Source organism: Rhizobium sp. MHM7A (assembly GCF_005862215.1).
Classification (GTDB): domain Bacteria; phylum Pseudomonadota; class Alphaproteobacteria; order Rhizobiales; family Rhizobiaceae; genus Rhizobium; species Rhizobium bangladeshense.
Genome location: NZ_VCHT01000002.1, coordinates 246,209 through 263,077, shown reverse-complemented (window position 1 = coordinate 263,077; position 16,869 = coordinate 246,209). Strand labels below are relative to the sequence as shown.

Here is a 16,869-nt window from a genome sequence, read left to right as displayed (position 1 = left end):
GGCGGGCTGATGCGATTGTGGGAAGGACGGATCACGGGATGACGCGAGCTGCGACTGTGCCCACGCTCCTGTTCGTCATGGCTCTCCTGACCGCCTGCAACACAACCGAAGCGCTGACGCCGCAAGTCGGCATCGGCGATTCCTCCGGAACCGCACCGTCAAGCCCGGTCACGCAGGGCGAGGCGGAACGTTTGGCGGGCGCCCGCCAACCGGTTTTCGCCGGAAGCGCCCAGCCGAGTGGTTATCATCCAGCCTATGATCAATCGCAGAGGACCTATCGGCCCGGCAGCGGCGCACCGCCGACAACGATGCAGGAGCAGGCAGACGCCCTCTCCAGAAACGGCTCTTCGCCTGCCGCCTCCGCCCCGATCGAGGGACAGGCGCTGCCGCCGGCTGCCGCCGGCGCCGGGTCTCTGGCACAGTCCGGCCAGCGACTTGACACTCAGCAGCCGCAGCAGACCGCCGCCCTCACCCCCGGCGCCTCCTCCGCCCGCGGCAATACGGTGCGCTTCCTGCCGATCATCGGCGCGCCTGTGCAGGCCGTGACTCCGCTCTCGCGCCAGCTCGGCGCCGAGGCGCGCTCACACGGCCTCTCCATCAAGAGCTCGAACGATACGAGCAGCGACTACATCCTCAAAGGTTATCTCTCCGCCTTCAGCGACGACGGCAAGGTCACCGTGGTCTATGTCTGGGACATTCTCGACAGCGGCGGTGCCCGCCTGCATCGCATACAAGGGCAGGAAAGCGTACCGACGGCGGCGGCCGACCCTTGGGCCGGCGTTCCGGCTTCGGTGATGCAGCAGATCGCTTCGAAAACCATCGCGGAATTCACCTCTTGGCGGCAGACTCAGGGCGGTTAGTCACAAACTTTTTGCAATTATGAAAGTCTGTGGCGCCTTTGCCCTTGCATTCACGGGGAAGCTGACTAAAAAGCGCGGCTATCAGCGCATAACAGGCGGACCAACATGAAGGTTTTCGCAGGCAATTCGAACCGGCAACTGGCCGAAGCGATCTGCAACTATCTCAACGTTCCCTTGGGGAGAGCCAGTGTCCGAAGGTTTGCCGATCAGGAAATCTTCGTCGAAATCCAGGAAAATGTGCGCGGTGAGGACGTTTTCCTCGTACAGCCCACGTCCTATCCTGCCAATGACCATCTGATGGAACTGCTGATCATGATCGACGCAATGCGTCGTTCATCGGCCCGGCGCATCACCGCTGTGCTTCCTTATTTCGGTTATGCCCGTCAGGATCGCCGCGCTTCCGGCCGCACGCCGATCTCGGCCAAGCTGGTTGCCAATCTCATCACCGAAGCCGGGGCCGACCGCGTCATGACGCTCGATCTCCACGCAGGTCAGATCCAGGGCTTCTTCGATATTCCCACGGATAACCTCTTCGCCTTGCCCGTGCTGACACGCGATATCAAGAGCCACTACGACCTCAGCAACGTCATGGTCGTCTCACCCGATGTCGGCGGCGTCGTGCGTGCCCGCGCGCTCGCCAAACGCCTGGACTGTCTGCTCGCCATCGTGGACAAGCGTCGCGATCGGCCTGGTGAATCCGAAGTCATGAACATTATCGGCGACATTACAGGCAAGGACTGTCTGCTGATCGACGACATCGTCGATTCCGGCGGCACGCTCTGCAACGCCGCCGATGCGATGCTGGCCAAGGGTGCATCGAGCGTCACCGCCTATATCACCCACGGTGTTCTCTCCGGCGGCGCAGTCACCCGTGTCACCTCCTCTAAACTGCGCGAGCTCGTGATCACGGATTCGATCCAGCCGACCACAGCGGTACTTTCTGCGCACAACATCCGCATCGTCACCACGGCTCCGCTGATCGGCGAGGCGATCAGCCGGACGAGCCAGGAAGAGTCCGTCTCCAGCCTCTTCGATTAAAAAGAGCCGGCATTCGATCGGCTCTTTCAATTACCGCATGAGATGAACCCGGCGAAGGCGCATGAATGGCTGACCCTCAATTGGTCGCCAGCCGCGCTCCTGGAGCCGGATTGAGCTGCTGTGCCGAACACGGGTCTCGCTGACGCCGGGTGACGTCAGACGCAAAAAGGCCGGCACGAGGCCGGCCTCTTACATTTCTGTTTCCAGTTAAAACTGCTCAGGGCTGCTGCGGCGGCGCAGGTTCCGCGTCCTGACCTTGATCCGATTCCTGCTCCTGGTCCGCATCTAGCCCCTGATCCTGATCCGGACCGTCCGGTCCCTTGATCTGCTGGCCATTGACCGCCACGGAACCATCGCGGCTGATGCTGATGTCCCAGCGCGAACGGCCGTCGGAATCGGTCTTGGCGAAGCCCTTCACCATCATGATGCCGAAGGAGACCTGGTTGAGGTCGGGGTCCGTCTTGGCGAGTTCCTGGACAGCCGTGATCGTCTTGTCGAGATCGCGGGCAAGAATTGTCGCCTCCATCGAGTAGTCTTTCTCGGTGTCGACCCGGCCTTCGATCTTGCCCGTCATGTCAACGTCGTAAACTGCGGACTTGGCGCTGATCCTGGGGAACTCGACAGCGAGCCGCCCGTCGCGGAACAGCTTCTTCGCCATTTCCTCGCCGGTCTTCTCGGGCGCCTCATCGTTGAAATCCACCGCCATGAGGGCATCGCCGAATTTTGCGAAATCCAGGTTCGGAAGAGCAAGCTGGAAATCGAAATTGGTCGGCATGAAGGTCGCATAATTTGCCGGCATCAGCGGCGTGTCGAGGCTGATCTCCTGCGCATTCATTCCGAAACCGAAACGCATAGCGTCACTGGGGCCGTCGAGCGCCAGGTTATAGGCAAATGCCTTGGCTCCGCCCTTGCCCATCTCGTTGCTGATCGTGAGATCGTTAACCGCAATCGTCTCGCTGAACAAGGTCAGAAGCGGGAACGCTTCCTTCACTATTCCTTTTATCTCGGCGCTATTTTCCGCGCTCAATTCCTTCTCATCAAGATGGTCGAGCACGAACAAGACCATCTCGCGAATCTGCTTTGCCGGCAGGCCGTTCACCTTGGCGTCGACGATGATCGAGCCGGCACGAATTTCGATGGGTGGCATCTGGACGCCGGAAACCTGTTCGAAGAAACCAGACATCGAGGCGCTGCCGACAAAATCGATACGCGCACTGCCGCCTGCGCTATCGGTCGAGCTCAGCTTCTGGTCCATGCTGGCGATGGTGGCATGAACCTCCTCGGTTTCGGACTTGCTGGCGATCTTTATGTCCTTGGCCGCGAAGGTGCCGGAGCGCAAATAGCTGATCGCCGGGTCGAAAACGCCGCTATAGACAATCGAGGCGATGGAATAGGTGAAATCCGTCGGCTTCTGATCCGGGCCTTTAAAATGGCCGGAGACGTTGAAGTTGTCATCACCCTCGATGTTCCAGAGCCCGTTGTCGAGCGGCGTGGCGAATGTCGAGAACGGGGTCAGCCCATTGATCGTGAAGGTCGCAGGGTCAGCTTTGGCTAGCAGCTTCGCCAGATCGTAGATGATCTCATAGCGCGTGCCTGCCGGATTGACAGCGATGAAGCCGCTCTTCGCCAGATCATCGGGAAGCAGCTTCGTCAAAGTGTCCCTGACCGCATTGGCTCCGTCCTGATTGATTTCCACCGCCTCTGCCGTGGTAAAAAGGCAAAGGGCGAGCAGGCTCGTTGCCGTGACAAATTTTAGACGCATAGTCTGGTTTCTCCTCAGCCGCTTTAAGGCGGCCATCCAAAGATGCGAAGCGCGCCGATGTCAAGCCAAGTGGCGGCAGCTAATGGCAATTATGCTACCTGGACGGACGCGGTTTTGAAGTGATTTCATGAAGTTCGCCTCTTTGAGCCGAAATGCCGGCGCCCGCTGGTTACGCCTGCCGGGCTCATTTGAAGACTTGACGGTCGACGCCTGCAGGGGCGTGATCCGCACCGCAATCCGCAACTTGCGTTTCCGAGCGACTTATAATATAGGCCACCGGTCCGCGTAGACACCCTTGGAGGCAACGCGGATGAGGATGGGGAAACCCGCCTCCAGTTCGCTGGCATAAGGCATCTGGCCGCCGCCGAACTCTCCAAATAACCTCGAAAGGAATAGCCATGAGCCAGGAAACTTACGAGCTCAAGGCCGAGGCGCGCGAACGGGTTGGTAAGGGGTCCGCCCGTGAACTTCGCCGCAACGGTTTGATTCCCGCTGTCATCTATGGTGACAAGCAGGCCCCCATTGCCATCGCTCTCAACACCAATGAGGTGACGAAGCGCATTCACGCCGGTGGCTTCATGACCACCGTGGCGACCATCGAAGTCGACGGCAAGAAGTACAAGGTTCTACCGAAGGACTACCAGCTCGACCCCGTCCGCGATTTTACACTGCATGTCGATTTCCTGCGCGTCTCCGGCAACACCCAGGTGAGCGTCGAAATCCCGGTTCACTTCATCAATGAAGCGAAGTCCCCGGGCCTCAAGGTCGGCGGCGTTTTGAACATCGTCCGCCATGAAGTTGAAGTTCACTGCCCGGCCGATGCGATCCCGGAATTCTTCAACATTGACCTCAGCGGCAAGAAGATCGGCGACAGCATCCATATTTCGGAAGTCACTCTGCCGAAGGGCGTGACCCCGGTCATCGACCGCGACTTCACGATAGCGACCATCGTCGCTCCTGCTGCCGGCGTCGACGAGAGCGCCGCGGAAGCTGAAGGCGAAACCGAAGCCTGATAGCTTCGACAAATTTGTAAACATATGGCCCGCTTTCCCAGTGAACTGGCCCCCGGAGCGTTAACACGCAACTTTCCGGGGTCAGTTCACAGGAAGGCGGGCTTTTCATTGTCCGCCAAAGCTCCGTTTCAGCAACATTTAACATATTCGTGAAAGCATGTGCCGTCAGCTGCGAAGAAGCCGGCCCGAACGCGCGACAGCAAATATGGCCGGCCCGGGGGAGTAGACGGAACCATGAACAATTCCGTTGAGAACAGATTTTTTGGAATTGTTTGCGGGGCGCTGCTGGTTTTTGTAGCTCCCCTTTTTGTTCTCTTCCTTTTTCTTTCCTCGGAACGCGCCGACAAGGAAATACGCGACCACATCTCTGTTCTTCTTGTAGCCAACGCGCAAGCGCTGGCAAAACCGCTCTGGGACCTCGATGAAGAAAGCGTCACCCAGATCAGCGCGACGGTCGTCTCCCAAGGCGCAATTGTCAAGGTCGAGGTGCGTGATCAGTCCGGCCAGCTCGATGTCAGCCAATCCACCATTCCGCGTTCCTTTGACGGCGATCTCGTGCAGGTGTCGCGCGCCATCATCTACAACACCGTCGACGGCCCGAAGAATCTCGGCAGCATCAGCGTCTACTATCCCGCCCTCGGCCTGTTTTCCGGCCTGAAGCAGGAAGAGGTCGTCTTCATTTCGATCTTCATCTTCGCGGTTCTGACCGTTTTCGGCACAGCGCTGATCGGTAACCGATTCTTCGTCATCCAGCCGCTGATGCGTCTGACGGCGGCGATCGAGGCCACCCGGCAGCTCGGCTCCCGCCATCATGTCGACTGGCAGTCGAACGACGAGATGGGACGGCTTGCCCGCAGCTTCAACGAGATGCAAACAAAGCTTGAAAGCGAGGAGAAGGAGCTGAAGCTCGCCCACCGCCGCGCCACCGATATCTACAACCTGACGCCCGCCATGCTCTTCTCGCTCGATGAGGAAGATCGCATCACCGCGGTCAGTGACTATTGGCTGCTCGCCACCGGCTATAGTCGCGCCGACATCATCGGCCGCAATTTCGCAGATCTGGTCACATCAAGCAGCCGCGACAAGTTCGTCAAGCGTCGCCAGGCCGAAAACGGCATGACCGTCACCGTCAAATTCGTCTGCCTGGATGGCCGCACGATGGACGTCCTTATTATGGAAGCGGAAGCCGGCGCCGGCGCTCACGATCGCCTCTCGCTGTCTGTCATGACCGATGTGACCGAGCTCAAGGCTTCGGAGGACCGCAACCATCGCCAGGCAATCACCGATCATCTTACCGGGCTCCTCAACCGGCAAGGGTTCGAGGCGGTGCTCGATAACAAGATCGCCGCCGCGGACGCCGCCGGCCAGGAACTTGCCTGCCTCTTCGTCGATCTCGATCGCTTCAAGTGGATCAACGACAATATGGGGCATGCCGCCGGCGACGCGGCGCTGATCGAGCTGGTCGAGCGCCTGAAGACCCATCTCGCTCCCTCGGATGAAGCGGCCCGTCTCGGCGGCGACGAATTCGCGATCCTGTTGCCTGCGAAGGACGCCGAAAGACGCGCCAGGGCGATGTGCGAGCAGATCGCCTCAATCTTCGAAACGCCATTTGCCCCGGATATGCATCTGAGCGCTTCCATCGGCATCGCCATCTATCCACATCATGCCGCCACCGCGGCCGAACTGTTGCTGAAATCCGACATGGCAATGTATGCCAAGAAGCGGGACGGCAAGAACGGCGCGCAGCTCTTCGACAATGCCATGCTCGACCGCGCCCGCAGCCGCGCCGAAATCGAAGCCAATATCGAAGCCGGCCTCGTCGACAATTGGTTCGAAGCCTTCCTGCAGCCGATCGTCAACCTGAACGGCCGCGGCATTGCCGGTTTCGAGGCGCTGATGCGCCTCACCCATCCGCAGAAGGGTCTGATGCCGCCAGCCGAGATTATCGGCGTCGCCGAGGAGACGGGCAAGATCGTCCGCGTCGGCAACGTCATCATGGAAATGGCGATCTCCCATCTTGCGAAAATCTCTCGTATATCGGGGATGCAGGATACCTACCTCGCAATCAACTTCTCGCCATTGCAGTTCGACCCGGCGCTGCCGGCCCGCCTTGCCGCTATCGTCGGTCGCCACGGCATCCGCCCCGAGCGCATCGTCGTCGAGATCACGGAAGCCGTGCTGATGCACGACAACCCGCAAATTCGCATGATCGTCGCAGAGCTTCGCCGCTTCGGGTGCCGCATCGCGCTGGACGATTTCGGCACCGGCTATTCATCGCTGAGTTACCTCAACCGCTTTCCTGTCGATATCATCAAGATCGACCAGTCTTTCACCCGCGCGATCAACGACGGCGACGACGATGTGCGCCAGAAGAGCCGGATGCTGATCGAAAGCATCACCACTCTTTCCCACAAGATGTACTGCACCGTCATTGCCGAAGGCATCGAGACGGAGGAGGAATGCCGCACGCTTCACCAGATGGGTCTGGACTACGGCCAGGGCTATCTCTTCCATCGTCCGCAGCACGCAGCCGCTCTCATCGAGGAACTGATGGCCCCGCAATCCGCCGTCGCACGCGCCTCATAACCGAAGAATGAAGGGGGATGACATGATGAAAAAGCTCCTGCTTCTCGCATGCCTGGCGCTGCCCTCCCCTGCCAACGCGCAGGCGGTTGCTTTCACGACAGAGGATTACGCTCCCTTCAACTATCGCGAAGGCAAGGTGATCAAGGGCGCGACCGTCGAGCAGGTCGAAAAGGTGATGGCTGCGATCGGCATCGACTACACGATCGAAGTCATGCCTTGGGCGCGTGCTTTCAGCCTTGCGCGCACTGCGCCGATGACATGTGTTTTCGCCACCGCCCACAACAGCGCACGTGATCCGCTGTTCAAATGGGTCGAGCCGCTGCTCATCGACCGAAACATCCTGATCACCCGCAAGGGGTCGGGCGTCACAGCCGGCAATCTCGAAGAGGCAAAAAAATATACGATCGGCACCCAGCGCGAGGACTATACCGAGACGATCCTGAAGGAAAAGGGGTTCACTAAGCTCGATGTGGCTACTGACTTTAACGCCACGCTGCGCAAGCTGCTCAGCGGTCGGATCGACATGATGCCGATCTCCGAACTCTATTTCGAAAAACTGAAGGCCGATCAGCCGGTGGAGATTGTAACCGTGCTCTCCTCTCAACCAATGGGCATCGCCTGTGAGAAAAGCTTTCCCGACGATTTGCGCGCCAAGATGCAGGCCGCCCTCGACAAGCTGATCGCTGACGGCGACCAGCGGCAGATCTTCTTGAAATACGGCATGAACCTCTCGCAATGATGCTGCCGATCGGCTCGCCATTTCCGCTTGACTTTGCCTTCGTTTCCGGGTGGTGAACGTCCAGAAACGCTCAAGCGAGGACGACAGGCCATGCTGATCATTGCCGGTCTCGGCAATCCCGGCGGCAAATATGCCGGCAACCGCCACAATATCGGCTTCATGGCCGTCGACGCCATTCATCGGCGTCACAGCTTCTCGCCCTGGTCGAAGAAGTTCAAGGCCGAGATCGCCGAAGGCGAACTCGGCGGCGACAAGGTACTGCTGATCAAGCCGCAGACCTACATGAATCTTTCCGGCGAGGCGGTCGGCGAGGCGATGCGCTTCTACAAGCTCCAGCCGGCCGACCTCGTGGCGATCTATGACGAACTCGATCTGCCACCCGGGAAGGCCCGACTGAAAACCGGCGGCGGCCATGGCGGCCATAACGGCATAAAATCGCTGGATGCCCATTGCGGTAAGGAATACCGGCGGCTGCGCCTCGGCATCGGCCATCCCGGCGTCAAGGAAATGGTGCAGAACCATGTGCTCGGCGATTTCGCCAAGGCCGATAAAACCTGGCTGGAGCCGCTTCTCGACGCCCTGGCCGACAATGCCGATATGCTGGTGCGAAACGAGGATTCGCAGCTGATGAACAAGATCGCGCTGGCGCTCGGCGACAAGGCCGAAGAGGAAAAGCCGCGGAAGAACAGCAAGGACAGCGAAAAGAAGCCGGCCGGCCAGTCGCATATCCGCCAGGCTCGCAACAATAACCAGCCAAAGCTCCCCACCACCGGCCCGATGGCCGAGATGCTGAAGAAGATGTTCGGCAACAAAGGGGAATGAGGCCGGTGCCGGACCAGGATTTTACTGTCCGCCCCGCCGCCGCCGGCGATCTCGAGGGGCTGATTTCACTCTACCATCACCTTAATCCAGCCGATCCAGTTCTCGACAGGGCCAAGGCCGAGGAGCGCTTCTCAGCCATCCTCGCCCGGTCCGGCATGACCGTCTTCATCGGCTTTGCCGGCGACTTCGCGGCTGCGACCGTCACCCTAATCGTCATGCCGAACCTGACGCGCGGCGGCGCCTCTTATGCACTGATCGAAAACATCGTCACTCACGCCGAGCACCGCCGGCGCGGCTATGCCGGCGCCGTCATCAGCCACGCGGTGGAGCAGGCCTGGAAGGCCGGCTGCTATAAGGTGATGTTGCTCACCGGCTCTAAGAACCCGGCGACGCTGCGCTTCTACGAAAATTGCGGCTTCACGCAGGACAAGACCGGCTATCAGATCCGTCGGCAGTGAACTGGGGCTATTCCTCGGGCTCGGTGGTGAACATCAGCGGAAAACCCATCTCCTTGGCAAGGTCGATACCCTCCTTGGCCTTCGTCTCGGCGATGTCCTTGGCGCAGACCACGACCACGCAGGAGCCGAGCTTATGCGCCGTCATCATCACCCGATAGCCGGTCTCCTCACTCATGCGGAAGACGACTTTCAGGATCACGATGACGAATTCACGAGGCGTATAATCGTCGTTGACGAGAATGACCTTGTAGAGCTTCGGCTTGTCCAGCTTCGGCTTCACCTTGGTCTTCGGTTTCAGGGCAACGTCATTGTCACTCATCGGAAAACCCAACCGTTGATGACATGAAAAGGCGGAAGAAACATCCGCAGGGACTATATTGCACCGTCGGCACGGCAGTTCAATGGCGTAAATGTCGTTCGATGGAGAGCGGGAGGGATGATCGCTGCTCTTGATCACCGCACCCGCTTCCCATCGAAGGCTGCGAATTGGCGAGGCAACTTGTGGCCTTCGCTCACCCTTCCGCGCCTCAATGCTCTTTCAATTGCCGCGAACTCTTGACCCGGGGCAGCCATTCCCGCATAGGCAGGGCAAAGTCACCAATAGATATGGATTAAGCCATGGGCTTCAAATGCGGCATCGTCGGTCTGCCGAACGTCGGCAAATCGACTCTCTTCAATGCGCTCACCAAGACGGCGGCCGCACAGGCTGCCAACTATCCCTTCTGCACCATCGAGCCGAACACCGGCGAAGTCGCCGTGCCCGATCCGCGCATGCGCAAGCTGGCCGACATCGCCAAGTCCAAGGAGCTGATTCCGACCCGCATCTCCTTCGTCGACATCGCCGGTCTCGTCCGCGGCGCCTCTAAGGGCGAAGGCCTCGGCAACCAGTTCCTTGCCAACATCCGTGAAGTCGATGCGATTGTGCATGTGCTGCGTTGCTTCGAAGATAGCGACATCACTCATGTCGAGGGTCGCATTAATCCGGTTGCCGACGCGGAGACGATCGAGACTGAGCTGATGCTCGCCGATCTCGAGAGCCTGGAGCGCCGCACGGAGCAGACGCGCAAGCGCGCCACCGGCAAGGACAAGGATTCGATGGCGATGCTGCCGATCATGGAAGCCTCGCTGAAGCTGCTCAACGAAGGCAAGCCGGTGCGCACCCTGCTGTCGAAGCTCGCCCCCGATGAGATAGCTATCCTGAAGGGCCTTAACCTGCTCACCTCGCATCCGGTGCTCTATGTCTGCAACGTCGCCGAGGTCGATGCATCCACAGGCAACGAATTCACAGCGGCCGTCGCCGCCATGGCTAAAGAACAGGGTGCGGAAACCGTCATCATCTCGGCGGCGATCGAAGCCGAGGTCGCCCAGCTTGCCGATGAGGAAGCCAAGGAATTCCTCTCCGCCCTCGGCCTCGACGAGGCGGGCCTCGATCGGCTGATCCGCGCCGGCTACAAGCTGCTCGACCTCATCACCTATTTCACGGTCGGCCCGAAGGAAACGCGCGCCTGGACGATTGAGCGCGGAACCAAGGCGCCGCAGGCTGCCGGCGTCATCCATTCGGATTTCGAACGCGGCTTCATCCGCGCCAACACCATCGCCTATGACGATTACATCAAATACAACGGCGAAGTCGGCGCCAAGGATGCCGGCAAGGCGCGCGACGAAGGAAAGGAATACGTCGTCCAGGACGGCGACGTCATCCACTTCCGCTTTAACACCTGATCAGTTCGCTGCCGCCTTAACCAGGCGGCAGCCTGCTTGCGATAGCCGGCGGCAGTGCCCTGAGCACCAGCCGCCGAAGCGGCATCCAGCCCGTTCCGATAATGAGCACGATGGCCCCAACGATAATCAGCGTCGTGAAGATATAGGTATCGATAGTCGCATTTCCCTCCTGGACGACGCCGAAGATCGCGACGCCGAGCGACAGCAGCCCTGAGGTAACGAATGCGCGCCGGTCGATGACCAGGCCGATCAGCATCAGCGCCGCCACCGTCGCGACGACCACAGGCGTCCGCGCCGACATGTTCGCCAAGTCGAAGATACGGCCGCTTTCCCCGATCGACAGCAGCGAAACGGTGCTGTAGAGCAGCGCCGGCGCCGCGCCGAGGTGCAGCCAGAAGGCGATATCCGAACGCGTCGTCCGCCGCAGCCGGTCGCCGAGATCGAAATAGAGCGCCATCATAAACAGTCCGAGCGCGCAGATGAGGGCAACCAGCGCCAGCACGACGGGATGATCGAGGAAGAACGCCGGATTACCGCTTACCCATTGCACCAGGCGCAAGATCAGCGTGAGGACGAACGCAAGCACCGACATGATGCAGAGCGCCAGTGACAGCGGCACGCGGTAGCGGGCATAATAGGCGCCGAGAATGATCGGGAAGCCGGCGACGAACTGCGTCGCCTCCGCTCCGAAGGACTGGGAGGTCGGTGTCCACGGGGGAAAGAATTGGGACATCAGCAGACATATCCAGCAGAACAGCGCGATCGTCAGGCTGACCGCTGGCAAAGCGAGTCGCTGGCGGCGCACCAGGATTTCCGAAAGTACGATGATCGCGACCGGCACGGCGTAAAGCGGCGCCAGGCCCCAGAGGCCGACCAGTGCGACGACAACGCCAATGGTAATCAGCACGTCGTGGAAGCCGCGCACGAAGCGTGGCGTCTCGGTATCCGACCAGGCCTGCCCATCGGCTCTCGACACAGGTAGCGTCTCGATGACGGCTACGCCGTGCTCAGTCAGAAACGGCAAGAGTCTGCCGCCCGCCTCTGGCGAAATCAGCCCTTGGCGCGCCGCTTCGTCGAGTATCGACTTCAGTTCGGTCATGCCGGTTTATCTCCCCGGAATCATTGAGCCCGCGCGGATGCTATTGTAAGCATTGTGCGCTGCATATGGCGGAGGAGAAAATGCCGGCAGAAAAGCTGTCTTTTGAGGATTTTGAGCCCGGCCGCCGTTTTCCCCTCGGGCCGCAGCTGGTGCTGGCCGAGGAGATCATCGAGTTCGCCCGAGAATTTGACCCGCAGCCTATGCATCTCGACGAGGCGGCCGGCCGCGCCAGCATACTCGGCGGGCTTGCCGCTTCCGGCTGGCATACGTCTTCGATGCTGATGCGCATGATGGCCGACAGCTACATCCTGAACGCGCTCTGCGAGGGCGCGCCGGGCATCGATCTCATGGAATGGCGAAAACCGGTGCTTTCAGGCGATACGCTGCAGGGCCGTTCCATCGTCCTCGAAGCCCGGCCGATGCGTTCGCGCCCCGGAATGGGCATGGTCAAGTTCCGCCACGAGGTGGAAAACCAGCGCGGCGAACTCGTCTGCCTCTCGGAAAATTCTGTGATGATCCGCATGCGCCTCCCTCCGGACGAGGCCAATATGAGCTCGGGGCTGTCAGCATGAGAATGTCCGAACTTTACACCGTCGGCGAGAAAGCCGAGATCGGCAGCTACACCTTCACCGAGGAAAACATTATTCGCTTTGCCAGACGCTACGACCCGCAGCGTTTTCACGTCGACAAGGAGGCCGCCAAAGACACCCTCTTCGGCGGGCTCTGCGCCTCGGGCTGGCACACCACGGCGGCTTGGATGCGGACCTTCCTCGCATTCTGGCAAAGGCAAAGCGTTATTCTCGCCGAAAAGGGCCTGACGTCGCCCAATGTCGGCCCCTCGCCCGGCTTTCAGAAGCTGCAATGGCTGCGGCCAGTCTTCGCAGGCGACGTCGTAACCTATTCCGTCGCCCTTCTCTCCAGCCGGCCGCTCGCCTCGCGGCCAGGCTGGCACCTCAACACCATCCTCTGCGAGGGCGTCAATCAGAATGGCGATCCCGTCATGCGCTTTGAAAGCGGCGTCCTGGAGTTCGACTGACGCGGATGCACTGAAAGCCTAATGCCCGGAGAATTCGACCAGCGTGTGTACGGCGACGCCGAGCTCTTCGAGCTTCCTGCGGCCGCCAAGGTCGGGCAGGTCGATAACGAAGCAGGCGCCGACCACCTCCGCACCAATCTGGCGTAGAAGCTTCGTAGCCCCAACGGCCGTGCCGCCGGTAGCGATGAGATCGTCGACCAGGATCACCTTCTCGCCAGGCTGGATCGCATCACGATGCATCTCCATTTCGTCGACGCCATATTCCAGGCTGTAGGCAATTCGCACGGTGTCGTGTGGCAGCTTGCCCTTCTTGCGGATCGGCACGAAGCCCGAGGAAAGCTGGTGCGCCACCGCGCCACCGAGAATAAAACCGCGCGCTTCCATGCCGGCGATTTTGTCGATCTTCGTGCCCGCATAGGGCTGCACCAGTTCGTCGACCGCCCGTCGGAAAGCACGGGGGTTGCCGAGCAACGTGGTGATGTCGCGGAAGATGATTCCGGGCTTGGGGTAATCGGGAATGGAGCGGATGCTGGCTGCAAGCTCCGAAATTGTATTGTCCATGGAAAGTCCGTATCTGCGAGCGCATAAACCGGCCGCACCCTATCAATTGCCGAGGGTGGAACCAACAAAAAAGGCGGCTCGCAAGCCGCCTTTCGAATTCAGCCAAGGAACGCTCAATGCTCCTTATTGGCGTAGACCGAGCGCTTCGTCAGGTAGATCAGCACGGTGAAGATCGCCAGGAAGACCATGACCATGAAGCCGGTACGCTTGCGCTCCTCCAGATGCGGCTCGGCGGCCCACATCAGGAAAGCAGTGACGTCCTTGGAATACTGGTCGACGGTCGCCGGTGCGCCGTCGTCATAGGTCACCTGGCCGTCGGAGAGCGGCTTCGGCATGGCGAGTACGTCAGCGGCGTTGAAATACGGATTGTAGTGCGCGCCCTGCGCTATCTTGGTGCCGGCCGGCGGCTCTTCATAGCCGGTCAGCAGCGAATAGATGTAATCGGGGCCGCTTTCCTGATACTGCGTGAACATGTCGAAAACGAACTGCGGAAAGCCGCGCTCGACTGCGCGGGCCTTGGCGATCAGCGAAAAATCGGGCGGAGCGGCGCCATTGTTGGAAGCAGCAGCTGCTTCGGCATTGGGGAAAGGCGACGGGAAGTAATCGGAAGGAACCGCCTTGCGGGTAAACATCTCGCCGTTCGCGTCGGGACCGTCCTGAACCTCGTAATTCGCGGCAAAGGCCTTCACCTGCGCCTCGGAATAGCCGAGTTCGCCGAGCGTGCGAAAAGGCACGAGCTTCATCGAATGGCAGGCTGCACAGACTTCCGTGTAGACCTTGAGGCCGCGCTGCAGCTGGCCTTTGTCGTAATGGCCGAAGGGACCGGCAAAACTCCAGTCCTGCTGCTTCGGATGCTTCAGCGGATAATGCGGCGTCTCGCCTTCCGCGTGATGGGCCGGAGCCGCACCGGCCGGGCCCGGCTCTTCGGCCAGAGCCGCGCCGCTGAGACCGGCAACAACAGCGAGCGAGAGTATGCTTGCAACAAGCGTCTTCATGTTTCTGTTCCCTTCCGTCTCGCGCTTACGCATTGGCCGCTGCACTGGCGGCAGCTGTCTTGTTGCGCTTCTCGAGCACCGCTTCGGTGATCGAGTTCGGGATGCGCCGCGGCGTCTCGACTAGGCCGAGCACCGGCATGGCAACCAGGAAGAAGGCGAAGTAGAGGAGCGTGCAGATCTGCGAGATGATGACGAAGCTCCCTTCCGCCGGCTGAGAGCCGAGCCAGCCGAGGATGATCGCGTTGATCACGAACAGCCAGAAGAACAACTTGTACCAGGGACGGTAGACCGCAGAGCGAACCTTGGAGGTATCAAGCCATGGCAGGAAGAACAGCACGATGATCGCGCCGAACATCACGAGCACGCCGCCGAGCTTGGAGTCGATCGGGCCGATGTTGAAGGTGATCGAACGCAGCATCGCGTAGAAGGGCAGGAAATACCATTCCGGAACGATGTGTGCCGGCGTCTTCAACGGGTCGGCCGGGATATAGTTGTCGGCATGGCCGAGGAAGTTCGGCATATAGAAGACGAAATAGGCATAGACCAGCAGGAAGACCGATACGCCGAGCGCATCCTTCATCGTCGCATATGGCGTGAAGCGCACGGTGTCCGTCTTCGTCTTGACCTCGACGCCGGTCGGGTTGGTCTGGCCGGTGACGTGCAGCGCCCAGATGTGCAGGACGACGACGCCGGCGATCATGAAGGGCAGCAGGTAATGCAGCGAGAAGAAGCGGTTCAGCGTCGGCTGTTCGACGGCAAAGCCGCCGAGCAGGAACTGCTGGAGCGATTCGCCGATCATCGGGAAGGCCGAGAAGAAGCCGGTGATGACGGTCGCGCCCCAGAAGGACATCTGGCCCCAGGGCAGGACGTAGCCCATGAAGCCGGTCGCCATCATCAGCAGGTAGATGACGACGCCGAGGATCCAGAGGATTTCGCGCGGCGCCTTGTAGGAGCCGTAATAGAGGCCGCGGGCGATGTGCAGGTAGACGGCGACGAAGAAGAAGGATGCGCCGTTGGCATGCATGTAGCGCAGCAGCCAGCCATGGTTGACGTCACGCATGATCTTTTCAACGGAGTTGAAGGCGATCGCTGTGTCCGCGGCGTAATGCATGGCGAGCACGATACCCGTTAGGATCTGCACGACCAGCATGACGGAGAGCATGGCGCCAAAAGTATAGGCATAGTTCAGGTTTCTCGGAACCGGATATGCCACGAAGCTGTCATAGACCATGCGCGGCAGCGGCAGGCGCGCATCGACCCATTTCTCGAAGCCGGTTGATGGTTCGTAGCTGGAATGGCCACTCATGAATCAGTCTCCCCTCAACCGATCTTGATTTTGGTATCGGACACAAATGAAAAGGTCGGGATCGCCAGGTTCTCAGGCGCAGGACCCTTCCGGATGCGGCCGGCCGTATCGTAGACCGAGCCATGGCAGGGACAGAACCAACCATTGTATTCGCCGGCCTGGCCGAGCGGGACGCAACCGAGATGGGTGCAGGTACCGATCATGACGATCCAGTTTTCCTTGCCTTCGCCGCCCGAGCGGTCGACGCCCGTTGCCTGAGCGTCGGCAGGAAGGTTTGCATTGCGGGCCACCGGATCCTTGAGGTCCGACATCGGAACATCGGCTGCGGCCTTGACTTCTTCCGGCGTGCGGTTGCGGATGAAGATCGGCTTGCCACGCCACTTCACCGTCAAGGACATGCCGGGCTCGAGGCTTGCGACATCGACTTCGATGGAAGCGAGCGCCAGCGTCGATGCGTCCGGGCGCATCTGGTCGATGAACGGCCATGCGAACGCTGCGGCGCCGACGGCACCAGCCATACCAGTGGTGAGATAAAGGAAATCACGGCGAGTGGGCTCTGTCGAAGCCTCGCTTGTCGTTTCGTGTTCGCTCACGGCTTAACCATCCTCTGCGCAAATATCGCGGAATTCCGCCCTGCCCCTCTACCAACGAATCTCTCTCGACACAATTCGGCCATAGACTCCCCGGTAATCCGGCGCGTTCTAAGCTTGATCGCAAATTATGTCCAGCCTTGACAAGGGGACGTGGGCACAATGTCGCGGGAAATTTCCGATGAATTTTTTAAGGCAATTACCCGCTTGCCGTTATGCTGCATTGCAACAAAAAAGCTAGCATGATAGGCGCAGTCGCAGCCAAGCAAACAAGCCGGACCG

Annotated in this window: 17 protein-coding genes; 10 read left to right on the top strand and 7 right to left on the bottom strand. The window is 60.1% G+C overall.

The genetic code is table 11. From position 1 onward, the window contains the following. Positions 1-38: 38 nt before the first annotated feature. Positions 39-860 carry a hypothetical protein gene (locus tag FFR93_RS09470; protein WP_064705737.1) on the top strand — a complete coding sequence of 274 codons (822 nt, stop codon included), beginning with the start codon at positions 39-41 and terminating at the stop codon, positions 858-860. Positions 861-965: 105 nt separating this feature from the next. After that, positions 966-1,898 carry a ribose-phosphate pyrophosphokinase gene (locus tag FFR93_RS09465; protein ID WP_064705738.1) on the top strand — a complete coding sequence of 311 codons (933 nt, stop codon included), beginning with the start codon at positions 966-968 and terminating at the stop codon, positions 1,896-1,898. Between the two features lie 217 nt (positions 1,899-2,115). On the opposite strand, the gene FFR93_RS09460 is transcribed toward FFR93_RS09465, so the two are convergent. Then, positions 2,116-3,660 carry a hypothetical protein gene (locus FFR93_RS09460; protein ID WP_138393051.1) on the bottom strand — a complete coding sequence of 515 codons (1,545 nt, stop codon included), beginning with the start codon at positions 3,658-3,660 and terminating at the stop codon, positions 2,116-2,118. Between the two features lie 398 nt (positions 3,661-4,058). On the opposite strand from FFR93_RS09460, the gene FFR93_RS09455 reads away from it, so the two are divergent. The 5 genes from FFR93_RS09455 (at position 4,059) to FFR93_RS09435 (ending at position 9,278) form a co-directional block, all read left to right on the top strand. Further along, positions 4,059-4,673, top strand: a complete 615-nt coding sequence (locus tag FFR93_RS09455; protein WP_064705740.1) for a 50S ribosomal protein L25/general stress protein Ctc — start codon at positions 4,059-4,061, stop codon at positions 4,671-4,673. A gap of 234 nt (positions 4,674-4,907) precedes the next feature. Continuing rightward, positions 4,908-7,259: an EAL domain-containing protein gene (locus FFR93_RS09450; RefSeq protein WP_138393050.1), complete on the top strand. Its 2,352-nt coding sequence runs from the start codon at positions 4,908-4,910 to the stop codon at positions 7,257-7,259. A 25-nt stretch (positions 7,260-7,284) separates the two neighbouring features. After that, complete coding sequence (locus FFR93_RS09445; RefSeq protein WP_064705742.1) at positions 7,285-7,998, top strand: transporter substrate-binding domain-containing protein; 714 nt, start codon at positions 7,285-7,287, stop codon at positions 7,996-7,998. A 90-nt stretch (positions 7,999-8,088) separates the two neighbouring features. Beyond that, positions 8,089-8,820 (top strand): aminoacyl-tRNA hydrolase, encoded by a 732-nt coding sequence (pth, locus tag FFR93_RS09440; RefSeq protein ID WP_064705743.1) that lies wholly within the window; start codon positions 8,089-8,091, stop codon positions 8,818-8,820. After that, positions 8,817-9,278 (top strand): GNAT family N-acetyltransferase, encoded by a 462-nt coding sequence (locus FFR93_RS09435; RefSeq protein WP_138393049.1) that lies wholly within the window; start codon positions 8,817-8,819, stop codon positions 9,276-9,278. The genes pth and FFR93_RS09435 overlap by 4 nt, the downstream gene beginning before the upstream one ends. A 7-nt stretch (positions 9,279-9,285) precedes the next feature. Here the strand turns inward: FFR93_RS09435 and clpS are convergent, their stop codons facing one another. Next, a complete protein-coding gene (clpS, locus tag FFR93_RS09430; protein WP_004680128.1) occupies positions 9,286-9,597 on the bottom strand; it encodes an ATP-dependent Clp protease adapter ClpS in 312 nt (103 codons plus the stop codon). A gap of 299 nt (positions 9,598-9,896) precedes the next feature. Between clpS and ychF the strand changes: the two genes are divergently transcribed. Then, positions 9,897-11,000, top strand: coding sequence for a redox-regulated ATPase YchF (gene ychF, locus FFR93_RS09425; protein ID WP_138393048.1), 1,104 nt, complete (start codon positions 9,897-9,899; stop codon positions 10,998-11,000). A 16-nt stretch (positions 11,001-11,016) separates the two neighbouring features. Here ychF and FFR93_RS09420 read toward each other — a convergent pair whose 3' ends face one another. Continuing rightward, positions 11,017-12,099: a hypothetical protein gene (locus FFR93_RS09420; RefSeq protein WP_138393047.1), complete on the bottom strand. Its 1,083-nt coding sequence runs from the start codon at positions 12,097-12,099 to the stop codon at positions 11,017-11,019. An 80-nt stretch (positions 12,100-12,179) separates the two neighbouring features. Here FFR93_RS09420 and FFR93_RS09415 point away from each other — a divergent pair, with 80 nt between their 5' ends. Together FFR93_RS09415 and FFR93_RS09410 are read left to right on the top strand one after the other, a co-directional pair. Continuing rightward, complete coding sequence (locus tag FFR93_RS09415) at positions 12,180-12,671, top strand: MaoC family dehydratase (RefSeq protein WP_138393046.1); 492 nt, start codon at positions 12,180-12,182, stop codon at positions 12,669-12,671. Then, positions 12,668-13,135: a MaoC family dehydratase gene (locus FFR93_RS09410; RefSeq protein WP_138393045.1), complete on the top strand. Its 468-nt coding sequence runs from the start codon at positions 12,668-12,670 to the stop codon at positions 13,133-13,135. Before FFR93_RS09415 ends, FFR93_RS09410 begins: the two co-directional genes overlap by 4 nt. An 18-nt stretch (positions 13,136-13,153) precedes the next feature. On the opposite strand, the gene FFR93_RS09405 is transcribed toward FFR93_RS09410, so the two are convergent. From FFR93_RS09405 to petA, 4 genes are all read right to left on the bottom strand, one after another. Further along, positions 13,154-13,696: an adenine phosphoribosyltransferase gene (locus tag FFR93_RS09405; protein WP_064705749.1), complete on the bottom strand. Its 543-nt coding sequence runs from the start codon at positions 13,694-13,696 to the stop codon at positions 13,154-13,156. Positions 13,697-13,809: 113 nt separating this feature from the next. After that, the gene (locus FFR93_RS09400) at positions 13,810-14,691 is read right to left on the bottom strand and encodes a cytochrome c1 (protein ID WP_064705750.1); all 882 of its coding nucleotides are present in this window, start codon (positions 14,689-14,691) and stop codon (positions 13,810-13,812) included. A 25-nt stretch (positions 14,692-14,716) separates the two neighbouring features. Next, the gene (locus tag FFR93_RS09395; protein WP_064705751.1) at positions 14,717-15,997 is read right to left on the bottom strand and encodes a cytochrome b N-terminal domain-containing protein; all 1,281 of its coding nucleotides are present in this window, start codon (positions 15,995-15,997) and stop codon (positions 14,717-14,719) included. Positions 15,998-16,011: 14 nt separating this feature from the next. After that, entirely contained in the window at positions 16,012-16,590 is a 579-nt protein-coding gene (gene petA / locus FFR93_RS09390; RefSeq protein WP_064705752.1) for a ubiquinol-cytochrome c reductase iron-sulfur subunit, read from the bottom strand. Between the last annotated feature and the right edge of the window lie 279 nt (positions 16,591-16,869).

Coding starts and splice junctions, on each gene's coding strand:
- FFR93_RS09470 (WP_064705737.1), top strand. CDS start 39: ATGACGCGAGCTGCGACTGTGCCCACGCTCCTGTTCGTCATGGCTCTC.
- FFR93_RS09465 (WP_064705738.1), top strand. CDS start 966: ATGAAGGTTTTCGCAGGCAATTCGAACCGGCAACTGGCCGAAGCGATC.
- FFR93_RS09460 (WP_138393051.1), bottom strand. CDS start 3,660: ATGCGTCTAAAATTTGTCACGGCAACGAGCCTGCTCGCCCTTTGCCTT.
- FFR93_RS09455 (WP_064705740.1), top strand. CDS start 4,059: ATGAGCCAGGAAACTTACGAGCTCAAGGCCGAGGCGCGCGAACGGGTT.
- FFR93_RS09450 (WP_138393050.1), top strand. CDS start 4,908: ATGAACAATTCCGTTGAGAACAGATTTTTTGGAATTGTTTGCGGGGCG.
- FFR93_RS09445 (WP_064705742.1), top strand. CDS start 7,285: ATGAAAAAGCTCCTGCTTCTCGCATGCCTGGCGCTGCCCTCCCCTGCC.
- pth (WP_064705743.1), top strand. CDS start 8,089: ATGCTGATCATTGCCGGTCTCGGCAATCCCGGCGGCAAATATGCCGGC.
- FFR93_RS09435 (WP_138393049.1), top strand. CDS start 8,817: ATGAGGCCGGTGCCGGACCAGGATTTTACTGTCCGCCCCGCCGCCGCC.
- clpS (WP_004680128.1), bottom strand. CDS start 9,597: ATGAGTGACAATGACGTTGCCCTGAAACCGAAGACCAAGGTGAAGCCG.
- ychF (WP_138393048.1), top strand. CDS start 9,897: ATGGGCTTCAAATGCGGCATCGTCGGTCTGCCGAACGTCGGCAAATCG.
- FFR93_RS09420 (WP_138393047.1), bottom strand. CDS start 12,099: ATGACCGAACTGAAGTCGATACTCGACGAAGCGGCGCGCCAAGGGCTG.
- FFR93_RS09415 (WP_138393046.1), top strand. CDS start 12,180: ATGCCGGCAGAAAAGCTGTCTTTTGAGGATTTTGAGCCCGGCCGCCGT.
- FFR93_RS09410 (WP_138393045.1), top strand. CDS start 12,668: ATGAGAATGTCCGAACTTTACACCGTCGGCGAGAAAGCCGAGATCGGC.
- FFR93_RS09405 (WP_064705749.1), bottom strand. CDS start 13,696: ATGGACAATACAATTTCGGAGCTTGCAGCCAGCATCCGCTCCATTCCC.
- FFR93_RS09400 (WP_064705750.1), bottom strand. CDS start 14,691: ATGAAGACGCTTGTTGCAAGCATACTCTCGCTCGCTGTTGTTGCCGGT.
- FFR93_RS09395 (WP_064705751.1), bottom strand. CDS start 15,997: ATGAGTGGCCATTCCAGCTACGAACCATCAACCGGCTTCGAGAAATGG.